This is a genomic window from Nocardioides sp. cx-169 (genome assembly GCF_021083605.1).
Taxonomy (GTDB): domain Bacteria; phylum Actinomycetota; class Actinomycetes; order Propionibacteriales; family Nocardioidaceae; genus Nocardioides.
Genome location: NZ_JAJNRO010000022.1, coordinates 1 through 20,707 on the forward strand (window position 1 = coordinate 1; position 20,707 = coordinate 20,707).

The following is a 20,707-nucleotide window of genomic DNA, read 5'->3' on the forward strand; positions in this document are numbered from 1 at the left end:
CTGTCTGTGCCTGTTCTGCACGGCCGCGACGATCATCCGCCAGCTGATCGGGCGCTTCAACGCCGTCGACCGGGTCCTCTACCCGGCGCTCGGCTACCTGGCGGCGATCGGGACCGCGGCGTATGGGAGCTACGTCTTCGCCGGCGCCTCGGGCAACGGCGCCAACCCGGAGTACGTCGCCGGCCACGTCGTCCTCGGGCTCGGCCTGATCTGCGGCTGTGTGTCCACGGTCGCCGCCGCCTCGACGAAGTTCTCGCTGATCCCCGCCAACTCGGCGAAGGCGGCCGGCGAGCGAACGCCTCCACCCGGGGCGTTCTCCGCAGGCGGACTGGTCGTGCTGGGTGCGCTCCCGGTGCTGCTGGCGGCCGTGGCCTGGGGCTTCGGGATCACCAACCTGCTGCTGACCACCTCGCCGAGCAGGTTCACGGTGGGCCACGTGGTCAGCGGTCTCGCGATGATCTGCACGAGCCTGATCGGCCTGGTGTGGAGCATCCTGCGCCAGGTCCAGGACTCCTACGGCCCTCGGGACCGCGTCGTGTGGCCCTGGCTCGTGATCGTGATGGGGTCGCTCGCCATGGTGTGGGGGATCGTGCTGCTGATCCTCGACCGCGAGCCCTACTACCGGACTCCGGGCTACGTGATGATCGGCTTGGGCCTGGTCTGCTTCAGCATCCTCAGCAAGGTCGGGCTCCTCGCGCTCGTGTGGCGCCGCACGTTCAGCCTCGCCAACCGGGTCCCGCTCATCCCCATCGTCACCGCCCTCAGCTGCCTGTTCCTGGCCGCGTTCGTCTTCCAGGCCGCGTTCACCGACACCAACGTCTTCATCGCCGCCCACGTGCTGGTGGGGTTGGGGGCGATCTGCTTCACGCTGTACTCGATCGTCTCCATCCTGGAGAGCGGCACGTCGTCGTCATGACCCGCATCCGGCAACCCCAGGTCCGCTCGATGGACGAGCCGCACGCTCCCCGTCGCTCGGTGGGGCCGCTCGGGCTGACCTTCGTCGCCGTCGGCGGCGTGGTCGGCTCCGGCATCCTGTTCGCGCCGCTGTTCGCCGCCCGCCAGGCCGGGCCAGCCGCCATCATCGCGTGGCCGATCGCGGGCCTGATGCTCATCACGGTCGCGCTGGTGTACGCCGAGCTCTCCGCCATGCTGCCGGTCGTGGGCGGCCTCGGGCTGCTGCCCACCTTCAGCCACGGGCAGGGGGTGGGCATCGCGATCGGCTGGGTGGCCTGGGTCGGCTACGTGACCGCCGCACCGATCGAGACGCAGGCCATGCTGGAGTACGCCAGCAACGAACGGGGCTTCGACTGGCTCTTCGTCGCCAAGGCCTCCGCCAGCGGAGACAGCGCCCTGAGCCTGCCGGGCATCGCCGCCGCCGCCGTCGTGCTGACGGCGTTCACGGCACTCAACGCCTACGGCGTCGCGCTCTTCACTCGGGTCAACACCGCACTGACCTGGATGAAGCTCGTCATCCCGGTGGTCATCGCAGCGGCGCTGCTCACCCAGTTCTCCTCCGCACCGATCCGCGAGACGGGCTTCGCGCCCGACGGGATGGCCGGGGTCCTGAGCGCCATCACCACGGGCGGGGTCGCCTTCGCCTTCCTGGGCTTCCGGCATGCGCTCGACCTCGCCGGCGAGGCGAAGCGGCCGCAGGTGACCATTCCGGTGGCCCTGGTGGGCGGCATCCTCATCTGCACGCTGCTCTTCACCGTCCTCCAGATCGGCTTCATCGGCGCCGTCGACCCCGCCGTTCTCGGCGACGGCTGGGGAGCCCTCGACCGAGGCGGCGCGAACGGACCCCTCGCAGCACTGCTCACCGCGCTCGGCATGACGGCGCTCGCGAAGCTGGTCGTCGCCGACGCCATCCTCGGTCCGTTCGGCGCCGGGCTTGTCTCGACGGCCTCCACCGGTCGGCTGGCGGTCGCGGTCGCACGGAACGGTCTCTTCCCGCGAGCGCTTTCGATCTTTTCGCGTCACGGTGTCCCCATGCGCGCGATGCTGCTGAACCTCGCCGTCGGGCTGCTCCTGCTGCTCGCCTTCCGCGACGGCTGGTCGGAGCTGCTCTCCTTCAACTCCGGCGCCATCGTCCTGTCGATGTGCCTGGGCCCGGTCACCGTCGTCGCGCTGCGCCGCCAGGTCCCCGAGCGGGCCCGACCGTTCCGACTCGTCGCGCTGCCGGTGCTGGCGCGGGTCGCGTTCGTCGTGGTCAGCCTGATCATCTACTGGACCGGCTGGGAGACGATGATCAAGCTGACCATCCCGATCACCGTCGGCGTCGGGGTGCTGGTCTGGCGCGTGGTCCGCGACCCGGCGCTGGGCCGCTCGCTGTCGCTGGGGTCGCTCGTCTGGCTCGGCCCCTACTACGTCGGGTTGCTGGTCCTGACCTTCCTCGGGAGGTTCGGCGGCGGTCGTGAGGTGCTGCCCTTCGGTGTCGACCAGGTGGTGGTCACCGTGTTCGCGCTCGCGCTGTTCGAGTGGGGCGTGCGCTCGGCGCTGCCCGCCTCCGCCGCCGCATCCGCGGTCGCGACCGTCCCAGAGGCACGTCAGCCCACCGCCGGCTGACCCGGCCAAGGGCACGCCTCTGGCCGGCGGCCCGGGACGGTCCTGGATGGGGGGGGCCATTTGTCACTGGTGGGCCCTGGGGGTCCGGGACACCCTCGGAGGACGAGCCCAGCGAGTCGAGAGGGATGACCGGCATGGAGTCAACGGCCACCTTGCAGGGGACCACCCCACGTCGTGAGCGCCGATGGCCGCGCCCCCCACGACAGGCAAGCAACCTCGCAGTACCCACCGGAAGGCGTTGAGATGGCTACTCAAGAAGACGGTCAGCCCACGGCATCGCAGACGCCGGCGCCCGGCCGCACCTTCATCAGCTGGACCTCGATGGCGATCCTCATCGCCACGGCGGTGGCCAGCGTGCGCGGACTTCCGGCCATGGCGGCCTACGACTGGGCCTCGATCTTCCTCTACGTCCTGCCCGCCATCCTGTTCATGGTGCCGGTCGCGCTCGTCGCTGCCGAGCTGGCCAGCGGCTGGAAGGGCGGGGTCTTCGTCTGGGTCAAAGAGGCCTACGGCGACCAGATCGGCTTCTTCGCGATCTGGCAGCAGTGGATGCAGAACGTCGCCTGGTACCCGGCACAGCTGGCCTTCTTCGCCTCGGCGCTGGCCTACGTGTTCGACCCGAGCCTGGCCAACTCCGGACTCTTCACCGGCTTGGTGATCCTGGTCGTCTACTGGTTCTCGACCCTCATCGCGACCCGCGGCGTCGACGCGTTCGCCAAGGTGGGGACCTGGGGGTTCCTGATCGGCACCATCGTGCCGGCCGCGGCACTGATCGTCTTCGCCGTCATCTACTGGCAGGACGGCGGCACCTCGCACCTGCCGGCTGTCGGTGATGCCGAGTGGTTCCCGAAGTTCACCGGCCTGGCGAGCATCGTGCTCATCGTCAGCAACTTCCTCTCCTACGCCGGCATGGAGATGAACGCCGTGCACGTGACCGAGATGCGCAAGCCCAGCATCGAGTTCCCGAAGGCGATCGTCCTGTCCGTCGTCCTCATCCTGTTCGTCTTCATCCTGCCGACGCTGGCCATTTCCATCGGGGTGCCTGGATCGAGCGTCAACCTCACGCAGGGTGTGCTGCAGGCCTTCGACGTCTTCTTCCACCATCTGGGGATGTCTTGGGGCACCACGGTGATGGCCCTGCTGATCGTCGTGGGCATCCTCGCGTCGGTGGTCACCTGGATCCCCGGGCCCAGCAAGGGCCTGCTCCTCGTGGGCAAGGAGGGCTACCTGCCTCCGCGTCTGCAGGGCACCAACAGCCGGGGGATGCAGGTTCCGATCATGGTCGTCCAGGGCCTCATCGTGACCGCGATGGCCGTGCTGTTCGCGGTGCTGCCGTCGGTGCAGTCGGTCTTCTGGATCCTCACCGCCATGGCCGTCCAGCTCTACCTGCTCATGTACATGGTCATGTTCCTGGCGGCGATGCGATTGCGCCGCACCCACCCCGACGTCAAGCGCGGCTTCCGCACGCCGCTGATGCCCGTGGTCGGCACGGTGGGCTTCCTGGGCAGCCTGGCGGCCTTCTTCCTCGGCTTCGTCGAGCCCTCGGGTAACGCGGACGCCACGCCCCAGGGCGTCTACATCCTGATCCTCGTGGCCGGCATCGTCGTGCTCGGCGTCTGGCCATTCGTCCTGTACAAGCTGCGCAAGCCGGAGTGGAAGATCGACTCCTCCCCGGACCACACCCATTCCGACACGCCGGTCCAGGAGGGCTGAGTCCGATGATCTCCACGCGTTCACGAGCGGTCCGTTCCCCGATGCTTCGGACGGCGGCACTTGCCCTCGCCGCCGGCCTTGCGCTCGCCGCGTGCTCGCCGGCCGGCACCGCGTCCGATCCGGACAGCGCAGAGGCCCAGGGGCTGGCCGAGCAGCTCAACGCCAACCTCGCCGAGCTCGGTCTCCCCCAGATAGGCCTGGAGACGGCGGAGGCGCTCTACGGCACCGATGGCGGGGTGAGCTGCGAGAACATCGACGAGCTCCAACATCAGCTGTCGCTGTCCCAGTTCGGCAACAACGCCAACAACCTGCGCCGAGTGGTGCTGGACCCGAGCCTCGTCGCCTACGACCTCGCGGTGATCGCAACCTACTGCCCCGACAAGGCCGACGAGTTCAAGCACGCGTTCCGCAAGCTCGACACCGAGGAGACGATCCCCACCCCGTAGGCGACGGAACCCGACCACGCCACCGCAGCACACCCCGACCCGCGCCCCCGGGCGCTGACCAGAGGAGCGAAAATTTCATGTTGCACAACAAGAACTCGGTCCGAGGCGCCCTCGAGGACGACGTCTTCGCCTCCACCGACCTGTCGGTCCCGATGCCGAAGTACAAGTTCCCCCAGGACGAGCACGTCGCCAGGCACGTCTTCCAGGTGGTGCACGACGAGCTGATGCTCGACGGCAACTCGCGTCAGAACCTGGCCACGTTCTGCCAGACCTGGGTCGAGCCCGAGATCAACGAGCTCATGACGCTGTCGGTCGACAAGAACATGATCGACAAGGACGAGTACCCGCAGACGGCCGAGCTCGAGGCCCGTTGCGTGCACATGCTCGCCGACCTGTGGAACAGCCCCGATGCCGCCGACACGATGGGCACCTCGACCACCGGCTCGAGCGAGGCGGCGATGCTCGGCGGGATGGCCCTGCTGTGGAAGTGGCGGGAGCGTCGTCGCGCCGAGGGCAAGCCGACCGACCGCCCCAACCTGGTCACCGGCCCGGTGCAGATCTGCTGGCACAAGTTCGCCCGCTACTGGGACGTCGAGCTCCGCGAGATCCCGATGGAGGGCGACCGGCTCATCATGAACCCCGAGGAGGCGGTGAAGCGCGTCGACGAGAACACCATCGGCGTCGTCCCGACCCTGGGCGTCACGTTCACCTGCCAGTACGAGCCGGTAGCCGACGTCGCGGCTGCCCTGGACAAGCTGCAGGAGGAGACCGGACTCGATGTCCCGATGCACGTCGACGGCGCCAGTGGAGGGTTCATCGCGCCGTTCGTCGAGCCGGACCTGATCTGGGACTTCCGTCTGCCTCGGGTGAAGTCGATCAACGCTTCCGGACACAAGTTCGGCCTGGCGCCCTTGGGCGTCGGCTGGGTCGTGTGGCGCGACGCGGAGGATCTGCCGGACGATCTGGTCTTCCACGTCAACTACCTCGGTGGCGACATGGCGGTCTTCGCGCTGAACTTCTCCCGCCCCGGCGGCCAGATCGTCGCGCAGTACTACAACTTCCTCCGGCTCGGCAGGGAGGGCTACCGCAAGATCCACGAGGCCGGCTACGAGACCGCTCGCTACCTCGCCGACGAGATCGCCAAGATGGGCCCGTTCGACCTGATCTACGACGGCCGCGGGGGTATCCCAGGGCTCACCTGGAAGCTCAAGGAGGGGGTGGACCACGGCTTCAACCTCTTCGACCTGGCGGATCGCCTGCGCACTCGCGGATGGCAGGTCCCCGCCTACACGCTGCCCCCTGACCGGGAGGACCTCGCCATCCAGCGCGTGCTCGTGCGGCACGACTTCAGCCGGGACATGGCCGCCCTGCTCCTCGACGACTATCGCCGCTCGATGAAGGTCCTGGACAAGCACGGCCCCAAGGAGTCGCTGACGGCGGAGGAGGGCACCAGCTTCCACCACTGAGACCCGGACGGCGCAATACCCGGCGGGACACAGGCATGCGGTCGCGAATGAGGTTACCCGGCCTCGCACGGAGGCGACCCCTTCGAGTCGAGGACGAGAACCTGGAGACCGAGCTGCTGGGCATCTCCCACAGGGTCCGGCAGCCCCGGATGGGCATCGTCAGCATGGCCGGCCACCTCGGTGACGAGCTGGCGGCGGGGTGGGGGTGCCGTTGGCACCGCGCCTCGGCGTGGGCCCCGCCGTGGTGGAACCGGGGGCCGGCCTCCTTCGCCTGAGACCGCGTTCGGGAGAGCCCTCACGCCCAGTCGGGGATGTAGGTGTTGCGGGCGCGTTGTCGGGGGCATGAATCCACCTGTCCGGCCGGCTCCCCTCACCCGTGCAGACCAAAGCCGGCGACGGATCTTCCCCGACTCCCCACCGCGAGAGACCATGGAGTCGGGCCGACCCGCGGTGGGTGGCCACCTGGAGGAGGGGACATGGGCATCTCGGCGTGGGGCTCCGCCCTGGTGCTGGTGGGGGACTTCGGCATGCGGAGCACCTGGGCGGCCGCTCCGCGGGTGCGGGCCGGTCGTCCTGCGCATGCTGCTGCCGTCCCGGCTGTTCCGGCTCGTCGAGCGCGAGCCGGAGGCGGTGCGGCCCACGGCCTGAGCCCGCTATGACCACGATCGTCGCCATCCTGGTCCTCCTGGCGCTCATCAGGATCTGGGCCGAGCACCGGGTCCGGCCGACACGCGGGCCACGAAGCTCCTGGCGGGTGAGACTGGCGCGTGTCGTCGCCAACGAGGGCGCGTGGGTGAGGTCACGGGCACACGCACGGGGAGGCCGCCGGCGCTGAGCCCACCCAGTCAGCCGAGCAGCCGACCCGACGGCGTGTCAATCTTGAACTAATCCAGAAAAACCCCTAGGCTGACGGCCATGTCCATGCTGCAGTACGAGTCGCTGCTGCGCGAGGCGTCCCTGAGGGTGACCCAGCCCCGGCTGGCCGTGCTGGCCGTGGTCTACGACCACCCCCATCTCGACACCGACGACGTGCTCGAGCAGGTCCGTCGCGAGTACGCCAGCGTGTCGCACCAGACCGTGTACGACGTGCTGCGCGCCCTCACCGAGGCGGGCCTGGTCCGCCGGATCCAGCCTGCGGGCACCACCGCGCGCTATGAAGCCCGGGTGGGGGACAACCACCACCACATCGTGTGCCGCTCCTGCGGCACCATCGCCGACGTCGACTGCGCCGTCGGCCAGGCCCCTTGCCTTGCCGCCTCCGACGACCACGGTTTCGTGATCGACGAGGCGGAGGTCGTCTACTGGGGCATCTGCCCCACGTGCCGCGGCCGTCACCACCAGCCAGTGAACCGTCAGTTGGAAGGAAACAGATGAGCGACAGCCAGGACCGCACCACCCAGGAGAGCCCCCAGGGGGTGGACCGCAAGGCCGAGGGTGGCTGCCCAGTCATGCACGACTCCGCCGCGGCGCACGGCAGCGAGAGCGAGAACCCCGCGATCCCCTCGCCGCAGCCCAAGGCCGGGCGGCCCCACACCAACCAGGACTGGTGGCCCAACAGCCTCGACCTCACGCCGCTGCACGCGCACTCGTCGAAGAGCAACCCGCTGGGCCCCGACTTCTCCTACTCGGAGGAGTTCAAGAAGCTCGACCTCGCCGAGCTGCGCCGTGACATCGTCGAGGTGCTCAACTCCTCGCAGGACTGGTGGCCGGCCGACTTCGGTCACTACGGCGGCCTCTTCATCCGGATGAGCTGGCACGCGGCCGGCACCTACCGCATCTACGACGGCCGCGGCGGCGCCGGCGAGGGCAGCCAGCGGTTCGCCCCGCTGAACAGCTGGCCCGACAACGCCAACCTGGACAAGGCGCGTCGCCTGCTGTGGCCGGTCAAGCAGAAGCACGGGCAGAAGATCTCCTGGGCCGACCTGCTGGTCTACGCGGGCACCGTCGCGTTGGAGGACATGGGCTTCCAGACCTTCGGCTTCGGCTTCGGCCGCGAGGACATCTGGGAGCCGGAGGAGATCATCTGGGGGCCCGAGGACACCTGGCTCGGGGACGAGCGCTACACCGAGGAGCGCACCCTCGACGACATGCTCGGCGCCGTCCAGATGGGTCTGATCTACGTCAACCCCGAGGGACCCAACGGCAACCCCGATCCGCTGGCGTCGGCCCGCGACATTCGCGACACCTTCGCCCGCATGGCGATGAACGACGAGGAGACCGTCGCGCTCATCGCCGGTGGCCACACCTTCGGCAAGACCCACGGCGCCGGTGACCCCGACCTGGTCGGGCCCGAGCCCGAGGCCGCGCCGATCGAGGAGCAGGGCCTGGGCTGGAAGAGCTCGTTCGGCTCCGGCAAGGGCGCCGACGCGATCACCTCGGGCCTCGAGGTCACCTGGACCTCGACGCCGACGCGCTGGAGCAACGACTTCTTCAAGTTCCTCTTCAAGTACGAGTGGGAGCTCGTCAAGAGCCCGGCCGGTGCCTTCCAGTGGGTCGCCAAGGACGCCGAGGACATCATCCCCGGGCCCGCCGCCGACTCCCCGAAGCGCAAGCCCACGATGCTGACCAGCGACCTGGCGCTGCGCTTCGACCCCGAGTACGAGAAGATCTCGCGCCGGTTCCTGGAGAACCCCAACGAGTTCGCCACCGCCTTCGCCAAGGCCTGGTACAAGCTGCTGCACCGCGACATGGGCCCCATCGACCGCTACCTCGGGCCCTGGGTCGCCGAGCCGCAGCTGTGGCAGGACCCGGTCCCGCCGGTGCAGGGCGAGCTGGTCGGCGACGCCGACATCGCCTCCCTCAAGGCGAAGGTGCTGGAGTCCGGGCTCTCGGTCTCCGAGCTCGTCTCCACCGCGTGGGCCTCGGCCTCGACCTTCCGCTCCACCGACAAGCGGGGCGGCGCCAACGGCGCGCGCATCCGCCTGGAGCCGCAGCGGAACTGGACGGCCAACCAGCCCGAGCAGCTGGCCGCCGTGCTGGGCAAGCTCGAGGCCATCCAGGCCGAGTTCAACGCCGCCGGCGGGGCGCAGGTCTCGCTGGCCGACCTGATCGTCCTCGCGGGCAACGCGGCGATCGAGAAGGCGGCCAAGGACGCCGGCATGGAGATCACCGTGCCGTTCCACGCGGGACGCACCGACGCCACCCAGGAGCAGACCGACACGGACTCCTTCCGGGTGCTCGAGCCTCGCGCCGACGGGTTCCGCAACTACCTGCGAGCCGGTGAGAAGCTGATGCCGGAGAAGCTGTTGGTCGAGAAGGCCTACATGCTCGACCTGACCGCTCCCGAGATGACCGTGCTGGTCGGCGGCCTGCGGGCGCTGGGCAACAACGTGGGCGGAGTGCAGCACGGCGTGCTCACCGCGCGTCCGGGCGTCCTGACCAACGACTTCTTCACCCACCTGCTCGCGCCCGGTGCGCGCTGGGTGGCCTCGGAGTCGGAGGAGAACGTCTACGAGATCCGCGACGCCGCGACCGACGAGCTCAAGTGGACCGCCACCGCGGTCGACCTGATCTTCGGCTCCAACTCGCAGCTGCGGGCGCTGGCCGAGGTCTACGCCAGCGACGATGCTCGCGAGAAGTTCGTGGCCGACTTCGTCGCCGCCTGGACCAAGGTGATGGAGCTGGACCGCTTCGACCTCGCCTGATCCGCACCACCCGAGCCCGGTCGACCGCCACGGTCGGCCGGGCTCGGGTGCGTCATGGCAGGGCTGGGCTCCCTCAGCCGGAGGCGGCGACTCGCTCGGCCAGCCGGACCGCCGCGTGGCGTACCAGGTCCGCCTCGCCGGGGTCGGCGACCATCCGCTCCGGCACCTGTCCGCCCAGCAGCCCGGCCGGCTGGGTCAGCCAGGCCCAGGCGCGCCAGGGATCCATGCCCGCCGAGAGCAGTGGCTGCAGCACCGGCGCCAGGTCGGGGCGCGGCTCCCCGTCCGGCGTGAGCTGGAAGGCCGGGACCACGGTCCCGGTCTCGGTCGCGACCAGCAGCAACCGGTGCTCGGCGTGGGCCTTGTGGACCGCGAAGCGAGTCGCGTTGACCGAGGCACCGCGCAGCGCGGCCAGGGACTCGTAGGTGAGCCACTCACCGGCCAGCAGCTCCTCGCGCACCCGCGCCTGGCGCGCGAGGAGGAGCAGCGCCACGGGGACGGCGTGCTCGGGCTCGGAGCCCTGCTGGTGCAACAGGCGGTCGAGCTGGTCGAGCTGGTCGGCGCTGAGCGGCTCACCCGTGCCCGGGTCGGTCCATCGGGCGTGGCCGCGCTCGTCGCGGACGTACGTCGGCAGGCCGGCCTCTGCGAGGTGGTCGGCCAGGCCGAGGCGGTCCAGCCAGTCGGCGAGGCGCTCGCCGCGCTCCGCGGTCACGAGGCCCTCACCGGCTCGTCCGCCGGCCGGGGATCCGGCCCGAAGACGCGGTTGCAGGCCCGCCCGACACAGTCCACGAGGGCCGCGGTGCGCCGCCGCAGCTCCGCCACGACACCGGCGTAGGCGGGGTGGTCCACCACGTTGGTGAGCTCGTAGGGGTCGCGCTCGCGGTCGAAGAGGAACTCCGGCCAGTTGCCGGTGGTGCCCCCGGGGTCGTAGCCGTAGAGATAGCGCCGGGTCTGGACACCGCGGGACCCCCAGAACGGCTCCGGGCCCGCGTCCCGGTTGTTGCCGGTCTGCACCAGCGTGGTGTCGCGCCAGCCGCGCGGGCGGCGCTGCGGGTGTCGCAGCTGCGGCAGCAGCGAGACCCCGTCCAGCCGGTGCCGAGCCTTGACGCCCGCGATCTCGAGGAACGTCGCCGGCAGGTCGACGAGCGAGGTGATCGCGGTGCTGGCGCCGCGGGCGACGCCGGGACCCCTGACCACCAGCGGCACGTCGAGCATCTCGCGCATCAGGTAGTTCTTGGTGCGGTAGCCGTGCTCACCCAGGGCGTGACCGTTGTCGGAGGTGAAGACCACGTAGGTGTTGGCGAGCTCACCGGTGCGGCGCAGGGTCCGGACCAGCGAGGCCACGGCGTCGTCGACCGAGGCGAGCGACCGGACTCGGGCCAGGTGGAGCTCACGCATCTCCTCGCGGGTCAGGGTCTTGCCGCCGGGCCACGGCACCAGGAAGGACGGCTTGCGGAAGAACGCCGGGTCTGCCGCGTCGTCGTACAGGCGTGCGTAGCGCGGCTCGGCCGGCGGCGGGAGCTGCTCGTAGCGGCCGTTGTCGCGCTCCTCCATCTGCACGTGGGGCGCGGTGTGGTTGGTGACGAGGAAGAAGGGCGAGCCCTTCCCGGCCAGGTCGGTGACCAGGTCGTTGCTTCGCCGCTCGATCTGGGTGGTCACGTAGCCACGCTCGACCTGCTCGCCGAAGAAGCGGGAGCGCCGGTAGGCCGAGACCCGGCCGACCTGCGCGCTCCAGACGTCCCAGCCCGGCTCCCGGGGGTCCCGGTGGCTGTAGTCGTTGAGGAACTTGCCGACGAATGCGGTGCGGTAGCCGGACCGCTGCAGCCAGGGGGCGTAGGTCTGACCCGGCTCGAGCGCCTGGTAGCCACCCCGGTCCCCGCTGTTGTGCAGGACCCCGTTGGTCTGCGCGTAGGAGCCGGTGGCCAGCGAGGCGCGGGCCGGGCAGCACAAGGGATGAGGGCTGATGTTGTGCGGGAAGCGCACGCCGTGGCGGGCCAGGAGGGCACGGGTCCTGGGCAGGTAGGGCAGCTCGTCGGTGCGCATGTCGTCGACGAGCACCATGACGATGTTGGGGCGGTCGTCGGCCGGCCTCGGCGGCGGGACGACGTTCTGGCTGGCGTCCTGCGCCGCCTCGGGGGGTGCCGGCCGGGCCGGCGGCTCGGCCGGGTCGGACCCGAGGTCGCACGCGCCCAGCAGGCCGGCCGCGAGCGCCAGGGCGACGAGCGAGCGCGAGGTCGCGGATCGTCGGGACACGGGGAAGGCCTCTCGTGGGTCGGAGCCCGCGGTCTCTCACGCGGTGGCGCGCGGGCGGACCGCGACCGACATCGTACGGCGCGGGCCCAGCCGGTCCTGGCGGCACTCCCGTCACCAGGACGCGCTCGAGGGCGCAGGGTCGTCGCAGTCAGCGCATGCCCGGGAGCTCGAAGGCACGGAAAGCCTCGAGGACGCCCCTGACCAGCCCGTCGGTCGGCGACGCGGTCACCACCATGACCCTGCCCTTCGCCTCGATCTGCTCCACGTCGAGATGCTCGGAGACCTCCGGGGCGGCGTAGGACTCGCGCAGGGACGCGAGGCCACTGGCGGCCGCGTCGCTGTCGCCGGCGTCGTAGACGACGACCACACCTGGTCCTTCCGCGTCGACGGTCCAACCCAGGGCGAGCGGGGAGGGGTCGTCGCCCCCCACGTGCACGAGGTAGGCCGAGAGGACCTCCTCCTCGTCGAGCGCGGCCGCGAGGGTGGCGAGGGACTCGTCGTCGGCGAGGGTCGGGCCCTCGTCCGCCAGCCAGTCGGCCAGGTCGTCGCGATCGCGCGAGAGGGCCGCCTGGCTGCCCTCCACGGCGGCGAACACCGCGTTGTCGTCGTCGGGGTCGGAGGCGGTCGACAGCATCCCGTCGCCCACCTCCTCGAGGCCCTCGGCGGGCTCGACCGGATCGGCGTACGCCGTCCAGGTGAACTCCTCGGGGGCCGCGTAGACGGAAGCCAGCGCGTCGGCCTCCATCCAGGAGAACCCGAAGCGGTCGTGCTCGTCCTGCCAGTGCAGCCCTTGGCTGAGGGTGCCCGGCACCAACATGGCCCTCGCGTCGTCGTCGGCGCCAGTCATCTCGATCCCGTAGTCGGCGACCGCGTCCAGATCGGAGAGGTCGGGTATGTCCAGATCGTTGGCCGCTCGGATCGCGGCGACGTCCGCGACCGTGACCATCACGCCCTCGTCACCGACGGCGGGAAGCCGGCCCAGCGCCGAGGTGACGGAGAAGGCCGAGGAGCCGCCGCGGGGCCCGTCCGGCTCGCCGGATCCCTCGTCATCGCTGCACCCGGTGGCCATCGTCGCCACCGCCGCCAGCATGACCACCGCGTAGGTCCGTCGTCGTTGCATGCCGCCACCCTTCCCCCGAACGGCGGCGCTCAACCTCGTCCCGCATCATGGTGACCTATGAGGTTCACCGAGCACGAGATGACGGTGGGGGTCGACGCGGTGGCGCGCCGACTCTTCGCGGCGACCCGGCCCCCGTGGCGCCGCGGCGACGCCGCCGCGGCCTACGACGCCCTGGGCAAGGCCGAGGCCTACCCGCGCAAGGCGGCGGCCGGGGAGATCGTGCTGCCGGTGCTGACCGCCCTGCCCGAGCGGCCGACAGTGGGCGCCCGGCCGGAGTTCAGCGCCGAGGAGTACGAGGCGGCGGCGGAGGCCGGCAGCCGGCAGCTCCTCGAGCACCGGCGCCCGGGGGCGTGGGACGCCATGTCGCCCCGCAAGCGCCGCCGCCTGGTCGCCGCGGCCGCCGAGCTCACCCGGGTCGCGGTCGCCGCGATGCCGGTGCGTCAGGATCCCGACGCCCTGGTCGTGCCCGACCACCTCTGACAGTGGACGCGGGGAGGGCCGATTCCTAGGCTCGCGGCATGACCCCCGACGCCGTCGCGGCGCGCGTGGAGAGCCTGCCGGGGACCGATCAGGTGGCGAGGCCGAAGGCGGCTCACTCCACGAAGCGGTCAGGGGTGATCGGGATGCTGCGCACCCGCACCCCGGTGGCGTGGTACGTCGCGTTGGCGACTGCGGCCGGCGAGCCGACGATCCCGATCTCCCCGATCCCGCGCGAGCCCATCGGGTTGACGTGCGGATCCTCCTCGTCGAGCCAGACCGCCTCGATGCCGCGGACATCGGCGTGGGCGGCGACATGGTAGGTCGCGAGGTCCTGGGTGACGACGTGGCCGAAGCGCGGGTCGCGGTGCGACTCCTCGAACAGCGCCGCCGACAGGCCCATCGTCAGGCCGCCGAGGAGCTGCGAGCGGGCGGTGACCGGGTTGAGGACGCGGCCGACCGAGTAGACGCCCAGCAGTCGCGGCACCCGCACCTCGCCGGTGTAGCGGTGCACTCGCGCCTCGGCGAAGACCGCGCCGAACGCGTGGGTGGCGTACTGCTCCATGCCGGGGCTCTGCGCGGCCGACGCCGTGGTGTGCACGCCGGCGTCGGGGTCGTCCCCGTGGTCGTGGCGGAACTGCTGGGCGGCGGCGACGATGGCCGAGCCCCACGAGCTGGTGCCCGAGGAGCCGCCGGCGACGGTCGCCATGGGCAGGTCGGTGTCGGCGATCTCCAGGTCGACGTCGTCGACCGCGACGCCCAGGGCATCGGCGGCGATCTGGGCCAGCACCGTGCGGGCGCCGGTCCCGATGTCGACCGACCCGATGCCGACCTCGTAGCGACCACCGCCGAGTGCGCGCACGCGTGCCTGGCTGCCGGCCATGGTCATCGTGGGGTACGTCGCGCTGGCCACGCCGGTGCCGACCCACCACTCGCCGTCGACGGTGGCGCGCGGCTGGTGCGGCCGGTCCGCCCAGCCGAACAGCTCGGCGCCGCGCTCGAGGCACTCGACCAGGCGTCGTCCCGAGAACGGCTTGCCCGTCTCGGGGTCGACGTCGGGCTCGTTGCGCACGCGCAGCTCGACCGGGTCGATCCCGCACGCGGTCGCCAGCTCGTCCATCGCGACCTCGTGCGCGTAGACGCCGGGCATCTCCCCGGGGGCCCGCATCCAGGAGGGGACCGCGACGTCCAGCTCGACCAGCCGGTGCCGGGTGCGCCGGTGTGGGGCGGCGTAGAGCATCCGGGTCGGGGTCGCGGTCTGCTCGGCGTACTCCTTGAGGGCGGAGGTCTGCTCGCGCACCTGGTGCTCGACCGCCAGCAGGGTGCCGTCGGCGCGGGCGCCGAGCCGGAAGCGCGAGACCGTGGCCGTCCGGTAGCCCGTCAGCGCGAACATCTGCTGGCGGGTGACGGCCAGCCGGACCGCGCGGCCGGGCACCGTGCGCGCCGCGAGGGCGGCGGCCATCTCCGGGGCGTGGGGGAGTCCCTTGCTGCCGAACCCGCCGCCGACGTACGGCGCGAGCACCCGCAGCCGGTCCTGCGGCAGACCGAGCATCGGGGCCAGCGTCTCCGCGACCTGGTGCACGCCCTGGGTGGAGTCGACCAGGGTGAGCCGGGGGCCGTCCTCGCCTTCGGTCCAGGTGGCCGTCACGGCGTGCGGCTCCATGGGGTTGTTGTGCTCGTAGGCGGTCCGGTAGGTCTCATCGACCACCACGTCGGCCTGCGCGAGGCCGGCCTCGACGTCGCCGTCGTCGGTGTCGGTCGGCTGGTCGGGGTTGACGCTCTCGGGCGCGTAGGCCGGCGAGTCGTCGCGGAACTCGGCCCGGTGCGGCTCCGTCTCGTAGTGGACGCGCACCAGGGCGGCGCCCTCGCGGGCCGCCTCCGAGCTGTCGGCGAGGACGGCGGCGACGATCTGGCCGCGGTAGGCGACCTCGGCGTCCTGGAGCACCACGAGCTCGGGGTCGGTCGCGTCCGGGTCGTCGGTGACCAGGCGGGGAGCGTTGGTGTGGTCGAGCACCGCGATGACCCCCGGGTGCGCGAGCGCGGCGCCGCTGTCGAGCCCGGTGATGCGGCCCTTGGCGATCGTGGACTGCACCAGCCACAGCGTCAGAGGGCTCTCGCCGGGGTGCTCGACGGCGTACGCCGCGAGCCCGGTGACCTTGGCGTGGCCATCGGCGCGCGTGCGGGCGGACCCCATGGCGCGGGCGGGGACGGGGTCGGGCAGCAGCTCGGTCATCGCGCCTCCCGGGCCAGTCGGGCGAGCACCATCGCGGAGGCGTTGCGGACCATCGGCACCTTGAAGGCGGTGTCGGGGGAGGCGGACGCCTCGGCGAGCTCCTCCTCGCACGCGGCGCGCACGGCCTCCTCGCTGAACTGGCGGCCGCGCAGGGACTGCTCCGCCCGGGTGGCGCGCCACGGCCGGTGGGCGACCCCGCCCCACGCGAGCCGGACGTCGGTCACGGTGTCGCCGTCGAGCTGGAGCGCGCCGGCCACCGACACCAGCGCGAACGCGTACGACGCCCGGTCACGGGCCTTGTAGTACGTCGAGCGGCGGGGCAGGCGACCGGCGGTCAGCTCGATCGCGGTGACGAGCTCGCCGTGCGCCAGGGTGGTGTCGTGCTCGGGCTGGTCGCCGGGGAGCCGGTGCAGGTCGCCGATCGCGACCCGGCGCTCACCGTCGGGACCGAGCACGACGACCGTGGCGTCGAGCGCGGCGAGCGCGACCGCCAGGTCGGAGGGGTGGGTGGTGACGCAGGCCTCGCTGGCGCCCAGGATCGCGTTGTAGCGCGCGTAGCCCTCCAGCGCCGAGCACCCGCTGCCGGGCTCCCGCTTGTTGCAGGGCGTGGTCACGTCCTGGAAGTACACGCAGCGGGTGCGCTGAAGGAGGTTGCCGGCCGTCGTGGCCTGGTGACGGATCTGGGCCGACGCCCCGGAGAGCAGCGCGCGGGAGACGGCGGGGAAGAGGCTGCGCACGAGCGGATGCGCCGCCAGGTCGCTGTTGCGGACGTTGGCGCCGATGCGCAGGCCGGGCCCGTCCGGCGTGTCCGTCTCCGCCACGGAGTCCATCGGGAGACGGCGGATGTCGACGAGCAGCTCCGGTGCGGTGACGCCGAGCTTGAGGTGGTCGACCAGGTTGGTGCCGCCACCCAGGAAGCGCGCCCCCGGGTTGCCGGCGACCGCCGCGACCGCCGTGGCGGCGTCGTCGGGGCGCAGGTAGGCGAGCTCCCTCATGCCCGGCCCGCCGACTCGCGCACGGCGGCGAGGATGCCGGCGTACGCGCCGCAGCGGCACAGGTTGCCGCTCAGGCGCTCGCGGATCTCGTCGTCGGTGAGGTCGGCCTCCGCCTCCAGGTCCTCGGTGACGTGGCTCGGGTGGCCCTGCTTCGCCTCGTCGAGCATGCCCACCGCGGAGCAGACCTGGCCCGGCGTGCAGTAGCCGCACTGGAGGCCGTCGTGGTCAAGGAACGCCTGCTGCACCGGGTGCAGGTCATCACCATCGCAGAGCCCGGCTGCGGTGGTGACCTCCGCGCCGTCGTAGGCGACCGCGAGCGCCAGGCAGGTCAGGTGGCGACGGCCGTCCAGCAGGACGGTGCACGAGCCGCACTGCCCGTGGTCGCAGCCCTTCTTGGGGGAGGTCACCCCCAGTCGCTCACGGAGGAGGTCGAGCACGGTGGTCCGGGTGTCGACGGTCGTGTGGTGCTCGGTGCCGTCGACCGTGATCGTGATGTCGGCCTGCATGGCCCCCGGTGACCAGGCGGTCATGGCTCAAACGCGTCGGCGCAGCCGGGGAGCCTTGGTCGGCCATGCTCATCAGTGCCGACCGGCGCCGTGAGAGGGTCGCGGCGTGTGGGAGCTGCTGCCGACCGAGCGGGCGCGGGCCTTCGTGCTGCGCCACGACGGCCGGGATCAGTCCTACGTCGACCTGGACGACCCGACGTACCTCGCCTTCGACTACGTGCGTCGCATGGGTGACGTCGTGGATGTGCTGGCCGATCCGGGGGTGCCCGTGCGGGTCGTGCACGTCGGCGGCGCCGGGATGACGCTGCCGCGCTACATCGCCGCCACGCGTCCCACCTCCGCGCAGGTGGTGCTGGAGCCCGACACCGAGGTCACCGAGCTGGTGCGGACCCGGCTGCCGCTGCCGCGGCGCAGCGGGATCAAGGTGCGCCCCGTGGACGGTCGCGCCGGGGTGGCCGCGCTTCCGGAGGGGCGCGCCGACCTCGTCGTCCTCGATGCCTACGCCGACGGCCGGGTGCCGGCCGACCTGGTGACGCTCGAGCAGGCGGCAGCGGTCGCGCGCGCCCTGGGGCCGGTCGGCCACTACCTGCTCAACCTCAGCGACCGGGCGCCGTTCGCGCACACCCGACGCGTGGTGGCCGGGGTGCGAGAGCACCTCCCCCACCTGGCGCTGGGCGCCGAGCCCGCGACCCTGCGGGGTCGCCGTGAAGGCAACCTGATGCTGTGGGCCGGCCGGGTCGCGCTCCCCGTGGCCGCGCTGCGCCGGCGGGCCTCGGAGTCGCCGGCGCCCTACCGGGTCCTCGACGGCAGGCTGGTCTCGGACTCCTTCGGCGGCGGAGCGCCGTTCCACCAGCCGGGCTGAGGGAATCTCGTCATCGCCCTGGAATGGGGTGCGTACGCGGGGGTACCGAAAGGCCTCGCGACTCAGCATCAGGTCGGGTGAGCATCACTCCGCACCGCGGGTCGAGGGCCACCGTCTCCGCCCATCCACCGGGCGGAGACGGTGTGCTGTGGTCAGGACGCCACGAGCGCGGGGCGCGGACCCACGGCCGCCTCGGCGATGCCGAGCAGCCAGGCCAGCGGGGCCTGCCGACCGGGCCGGAAGGCCGGAGCGCTGCGCCAGACGTCCTGGAACACCTCGACGAGCACGTCCTCGGTCGCCTCGGCGGCGATCCGGCGGCGCAGGGTCGCCGCGACCAGGGCGTAGGTCAGGTCGAAGAGCGTGCCGAGCGCCTGGGTCTCGCCTCGGGCGCAGCGCAGCACCAGGCCGGTGAGCAGACCCTCGCACACGGGGGAGGCCGGGGAGGCGGGGAGCGCCGCGGTCGGGGTCATGGCTCCACCCTGCCGTCGGACGGCGGAGTGGTGAAGGTTCGAACTTATGCAAAGTATGAGAGCCGTTGCACAATCTCCGTGGGGAGAGTCGGATAGGCAAGGGCCAACGTGGCCCCGGACGGGACGTGGGATGAGCGCCGACGACGACGCGCGCGTGGGCGATGGCCTGCCGATCCAGGAGGCGAGCCGCCTGCTCGGCGTGCCCGCGCCGACGCTGCGCTCGTGGGAGCGGCGGCACGGGATCCCGACGACGCCGCGCAGTCCCGGCGGGCACCGCCGCTACTCGACAGCGGCGCTGGAGGAGGTCCGGCTGATGCGCGACGAGGTCGCGCGCGGGCTCAAGGCGTCGGCGGCCGCCCGTGCCGTGCGCGCGCTGCTCGACCGCGACGACCCGGCCCAGGTGTGGGTCGGGCGGATGCTGGCCGCCTCCGCGGCGCTGGACCCGACCGCCGTACGCGCGGTCCTGGACGAGGCCGTCGCCGAGCTGGGTCTTCCGGCCGCGCTGGACTCGGTGCTGATGCCGGGCATGCGCCGGGTCGGCAACCTGTGGGAGAGCGGTCGCTGCGACGTCGGACAGGAGCACCTGACGACCGAGGCCGTGCGCGGCTGGCTCGCCCGGATCACCACGCTCGCGCCCGCGCCGACGGTGCCTGGGACTGCGCTGCTGGCGTGCGGTCCCCGGGACTTGCACACGCTCGGCCTGGAGGCGCTGGCCGCGCTGCTCGCCCACCGCGGGATCGGCTGCCGGGTCCTGGGCGCCCGGACGCCCCAGCGCACGCTGGTCACCGCGCTGGCCGCGACCGAGGCCGCGGCCGTCGTGGTCGTCTCCCATCTCCCCACGCACCGGCGTCAGGCGGTCGAGAGCCTGGCGGCGGTCGCCGGCAAGGGCGTGCCGCTCTTCTACGCCGGCAACGGCTTCGCCTCGCTCGATTCCCGGGCCGGGGTGCCCGGCACCTGGCTCGGCGAGAGCCTCGCCGAGGCGGCCGACCAGGTCGCGGCCGCGGTCCTGCCGCCGGCCTGAGCACGGCCGGATCCGCGGGACACAGCGAAGCGCGGCCCCCTCGGGCTGCGTAAGCCGAGGGGCCGCGCTCGGGTGAGGCCGGGGTCAGCCGGGCTCAGGCCCCGATGACCTTCTGCTCGCCGCCGGACTCGACGGCGTCGTCGGAGCGGCCGGTCAGCTGGATCTTGCGCGGCTTGGCCTTCTCGGCCACGGGGACCAGCAGGCGCAGGACGCCCGCGTCGTAGGACGCCTCGATCCGGTCGAGGTCCAGGTTGTCGCCCAGCACCAGCTGGCGGCTGAAGACGCCGCGGGGACGCTCGGAGGCGAGGGCCTCCCAGTCGCCGTTGCGGGCGACGCGCTCGGCGCGGACGGTGAGGACGTTGCGCTCGACATCGAGGTCGATGGTGTCCTCCGTGACGCCGGGCAGGTCGAACTCGATGACGAAGCGGTCGCCCTCGCGCCAGGCGTCCATCGGCATGACGGCCGGACGGTTGGTCGTGCCCAGGATCTGCTGGGCCAGACGGTCGAAGTCGCGGAACGGGTCGGTGGTGCGCAGCAGCATCGCTGTCCTCCTTGGATTCTGGGGGTCGTGTGTAACGACCTATAATGGTGATTACAGGTTTTATATAGAACGAAGCACACCCAGAAATCAACCCCCCTGACGAACGAGGAGGTGGACGACATGACCGACCCGGGCCAGGGCGTCTTCGCGATCTCCGTCGCCGCCGACCTGGCGTCGATGCAGATCCAGAACCTGCGGGTCTACGAGCGTCGCGGGCTGGTCAGCCCGGCCCGCACTCCGGGCGGCTCGCGGCTCTACAGCCGCGACGATGTCGAGCGGCTGCGCCGCATCGGCGCGCTCCTCGAGGAGGGCCTCAACCTGGCCGGCATCGCCCGGGTGCTGGTCCTCGAGGACGAGATCGGCGCGCTGCGCGAACGTGACGCGCGACGCGCGGGGTAGGA

At 71.8% G+C, this 20,707-nt stretch carries 20 protein-coding genes; 12 read left to right on the top strand and 8 right to left on the bottom strand.

Annotation, left to right across the window (positions count from 1 at the left end; translation table 11 throughout):
* From LRP67_RS20945 to katG, 8 genes are all read left to right on the top strand, one after another.
* The coding region (locus tag LRP67_RS20945) for a DUF2776 family protein (RefSeq protein WP_231272242.1) at positions 1 to 916 on the top strand (916 nt) is incomplete at its 5' end.
* Complete coding sequence (locus LRP67_RS20950) at positions 913 to 2,562, top strand: APC family permease (RefSeq protein WP_231272244.1); 1,650 nt, start codon at positions 913 to 915, stop codon at positions 2,560 to 2,562. The genes LRP67_RS20945 and LRP67_RS20950, both read left to right, overlap by 4 nt.
* Before the next feature lie 243 nt (positions 2,563 to 2,805).
* Positions 2,806 to 4,275, top strand: coding sequence for an APC family permease (locus tag LRP67_RS20955; protein ID WP_231272246.1), 1,470 nt, complete (start codon positions 2,806 to 2,808; stop codon positions 4,273 to 4,275).
* A 41-nt stretch (positions 4,276 to 4,316) separates the two neighbouring features.
* A complete protein-coding gene (locus LRP67_RS20960) occupies positions 4,317 to 4,721 on the top strand; it encodes a hypothetical protein (protein ID WP_231244492.1) in 405 nt (134 codons plus the stop codon).
* 77 nt (positions 4,722 to 4,798) lie between these two features.
* Positions 4,799 to 6,187 carry a glutamate decarboxylase gene (locus tag LRP67_RS20965; protein ID WP_231272248.1) on the top strand — a complete coding sequence of 463 codons (1,389 nt, stop codon included), beginning with the start codon at positions 4,799 to 4,801 and terminating at the stop codon, positions 6,185 to 6,187.
* 47 nt (positions 6,188 to 6,234) lie between these two features.
* Positions 6,235 to 6,462 (top strand): hypothetical protein, encoded by a 228-nt coding sequence (locus LRP67_RS20970; RefSeq protein ID WP_231272249.1) that lies wholly within the window; start codon positions 6,235 to 6,237, stop codon positions 6,460 to 6,462.
* A gap of 640 nt (positions 6,463 to 7,102) precedes the next feature.
* The gene (locus LRP67_RS20975; protein WP_231272250.1) at positions 7,103 to 7,561 is read left to right on the top strand and encodes a Fur family transcriptional regulator; all 459 of its coding nucleotides are present in this window, start codon (positions 7,103 to 7,105) and stop codon (positions 7,559 to 7,561) included.
* Complete coding sequence (gene katG / locus LRP67_RS20980) at positions 7,558 to 9,831, top strand: catalase/peroxidase HPI (RefSeq protein WP_231272252.1); 2,274 nt, start codon at positions 7,558 to 7,560, stop codon at positions 9,829 to 9,831. The genes LRP67_RS20975 and katG overlap by 4 nt, the downstream gene beginning before the upstream one ends.
* A gap of 73 nt (positions 9,832 to 9,904) precedes the next feature.
* Here katG and LRP67_RS20985 read toward each other — a convergent pair whose 3' ends face one another.
* The 3 genes from LRP67_RS20985 to LRP67_RS20995 all read right to left on the bottom strand — a co-directional run bounded on the left by LRP67_RS20985 (position 9,905) and on the right by LRP67_RS20995 (position 13,201).
* On the bottom strand, positions 9,905 to 10,540 hold the full coding sequence (locus tag LRP67_RS20985; protein ID WP_231272254.1) for a hypothetical protein: 636 nt from the start codon (positions 10,538 to 10,540) through the stop codon (positions 9,905 to 9,907).
* Positions 10,537 to 12,081, bottom strand: a complete 1,545-nt coding sequence (locus LRP67_RS20990; RefSeq protein WP_231272255.1) for a sulfatase-like hydrolase/transferase — start codon at positions 12,079 to 12,081, stop codon at positions 10,537 to 10,539. The genes LRP67_RS20985 and LRP67_RS20990 overlap by 4 nt, the downstream gene beginning before the upstream one ends.
* A 148-nt stretch (positions 12,082 to 12,229) precedes the next feature.
* Positions 12,230 to 13,201 (bottom strand): hypothetical protein, encoded by a 972-nt coding sequence (locus LRP67_RS20995; protein WP_231272257.1) that lies wholly within the window; start codon positions 13,199 to 13,201, stop codon positions 12,230 to 12,232.
* A 57-nt stretch (positions 13,202 to 13,258) separates the two neighbouring features.
* Between LRP67_RS20995 and LRP67_RS21000 the strand changes: the two genes are divergently transcribed.
* Complete coding sequence (locus tag LRP67_RS21000) at positions 13,259 to 13,681, top strand: hypothetical protein (RefSeq protein ID WP_231272260.1); 423 nt, start codon at positions 13,259 to 13,261, stop codon at positions 13,679 to 13,681.
* A gap of 112 nt (positions 13,682 to 13,793) precedes the next feature.
* On the opposite strand, the gene LRP67_RS21005 is transcribed toward LRP67_RS21000, so the two are convergent.
* From LRP67_RS21005 to LRP67_RS21015, 3 genes are read right to left on the bottom strand one after another with little or no spacing between them, the layout of a single operon-like run.
* A complete protein-coding gene (locus tag LRP67_RS21005; RefSeq protein WP_231272262.1) occupies positions 13,794 to 15,911 on the bottom strand; it encodes a xanthine dehydrogenase family protein molybdopterin-binding subunit in 2,118 nt (705 codons plus the stop codon).
* Positions 15,908 to 16,906 carry a xanthine dehydrogenase family protein subunit M gene (locus tag LRP67_RS21010; protein ID WP_231272264.1) on the bottom strand — a complete coding sequence of 333 codons (999 nt, stop codon included), beginning with the start codon at positions 16,904 to 16,906 and terminating at the stop codon, positions 15,908 to 15,910. Before LRP67_RS21010 ends, LRP67_RS21005 begins: the two co-directional genes overlap by 4 nt.
* Complete coding sequence (locus tag LRP67_RS21015) at positions 16,903 to 17,436, bottom strand: 2Fe-2S iron-sulfur cluster-binding protein (RefSeq protein WP_231272266.1); 534 nt, start codon at positions 17,434 to 17,436, stop codon at positions 16,903 to 16,905. Before LRP67_RS21015 ends, LRP67_RS21010 begins: the two co-directional genes overlap by 4 nt.
* An 82-nt stretch (positions 17,437 to 17,518) precedes the next feature.
* Here LRP67_RS21015 and LRP67_RS21020 point away from each other — a divergent pair, with 82 nt between their 5' ends.
* Positions 17,519 to 18,274 carry a spermidine synthase gene (locus LRP67_RS21020; RefSeq protein ID WP_231272270.1) on the top strand — a complete coding sequence of 252 codons (756 nt, stop codon included), beginning with the start codon at positions 17,519 to 17,521 and terminating at the stop codon, positions 18,272 to 18,274.
* Positions 18,275 to 18,426: 152 nt separating this feature from the next.
* On the opposite strand, the gene LRP67_RS21025 is transcribed toward LRP67_RS21020, so the two are convergent.
* Complete coding sequence (locus LRP67_RS21025) at positions 18,427 to 18,744, bottom strand: sigma factor (RefSeq protein ID WP_231272271.1); 318 nt, start codon at positions 18,742 to 18,744, stop codon at positions 18,427 to 18,429.
* Between the two features lie 130 nt (positions 18,745 to 18,874).
* On the opposite strand from LRP67_RS21025, the gene LRP67_RS21030 reads away from it, so the two are divergent.
* Entirely contained in the window at positions 18,875 to 19,765 is an 891-nt protein-coding gene (locus tag LRP67_RS21030) for a B12-binding domain-containing protein (RefSeq protein WP_231272272.1), read from the top strand.
* Positions 19,766 to 19,859: 94 nt separating this feature from the next.
* Here the strand turns inward: LRP67_RS21030 and LRP67_RS21035 are convergent, their stop codons facing one another.
* On the bottom strand, positions 19,860 to 20,306 hold the full coding sequence (locus LRP67_RS21035) for an Hsp20/alpha crystallin family protein (protein ID WP_231272273.1): 447 nt from the start codon (positions 20,304 to 20,306) through the stop codon (positions 19,860 to 19,862).
* A 120-nt stretch (positions 20,307 to 20,426) separates the two neighbouring features.
* On the opposite strand from LRP67_RS21035, the gene LRP67_RS21040 reads away from it, so the two are divergent.
* Complete coding sequence (locus LRP67_RS21040) at positions 20,427 to 20,705, top strand: MerR family transcriptional regulator (protein ID WP_231272277.1); 279 nt, start codon at positions 20,427 to 20,429, stop codon at positions 20,703 to 20,705.
* Positions 20,706 to 20,707 lie beyond the last annotated feature (2 nt).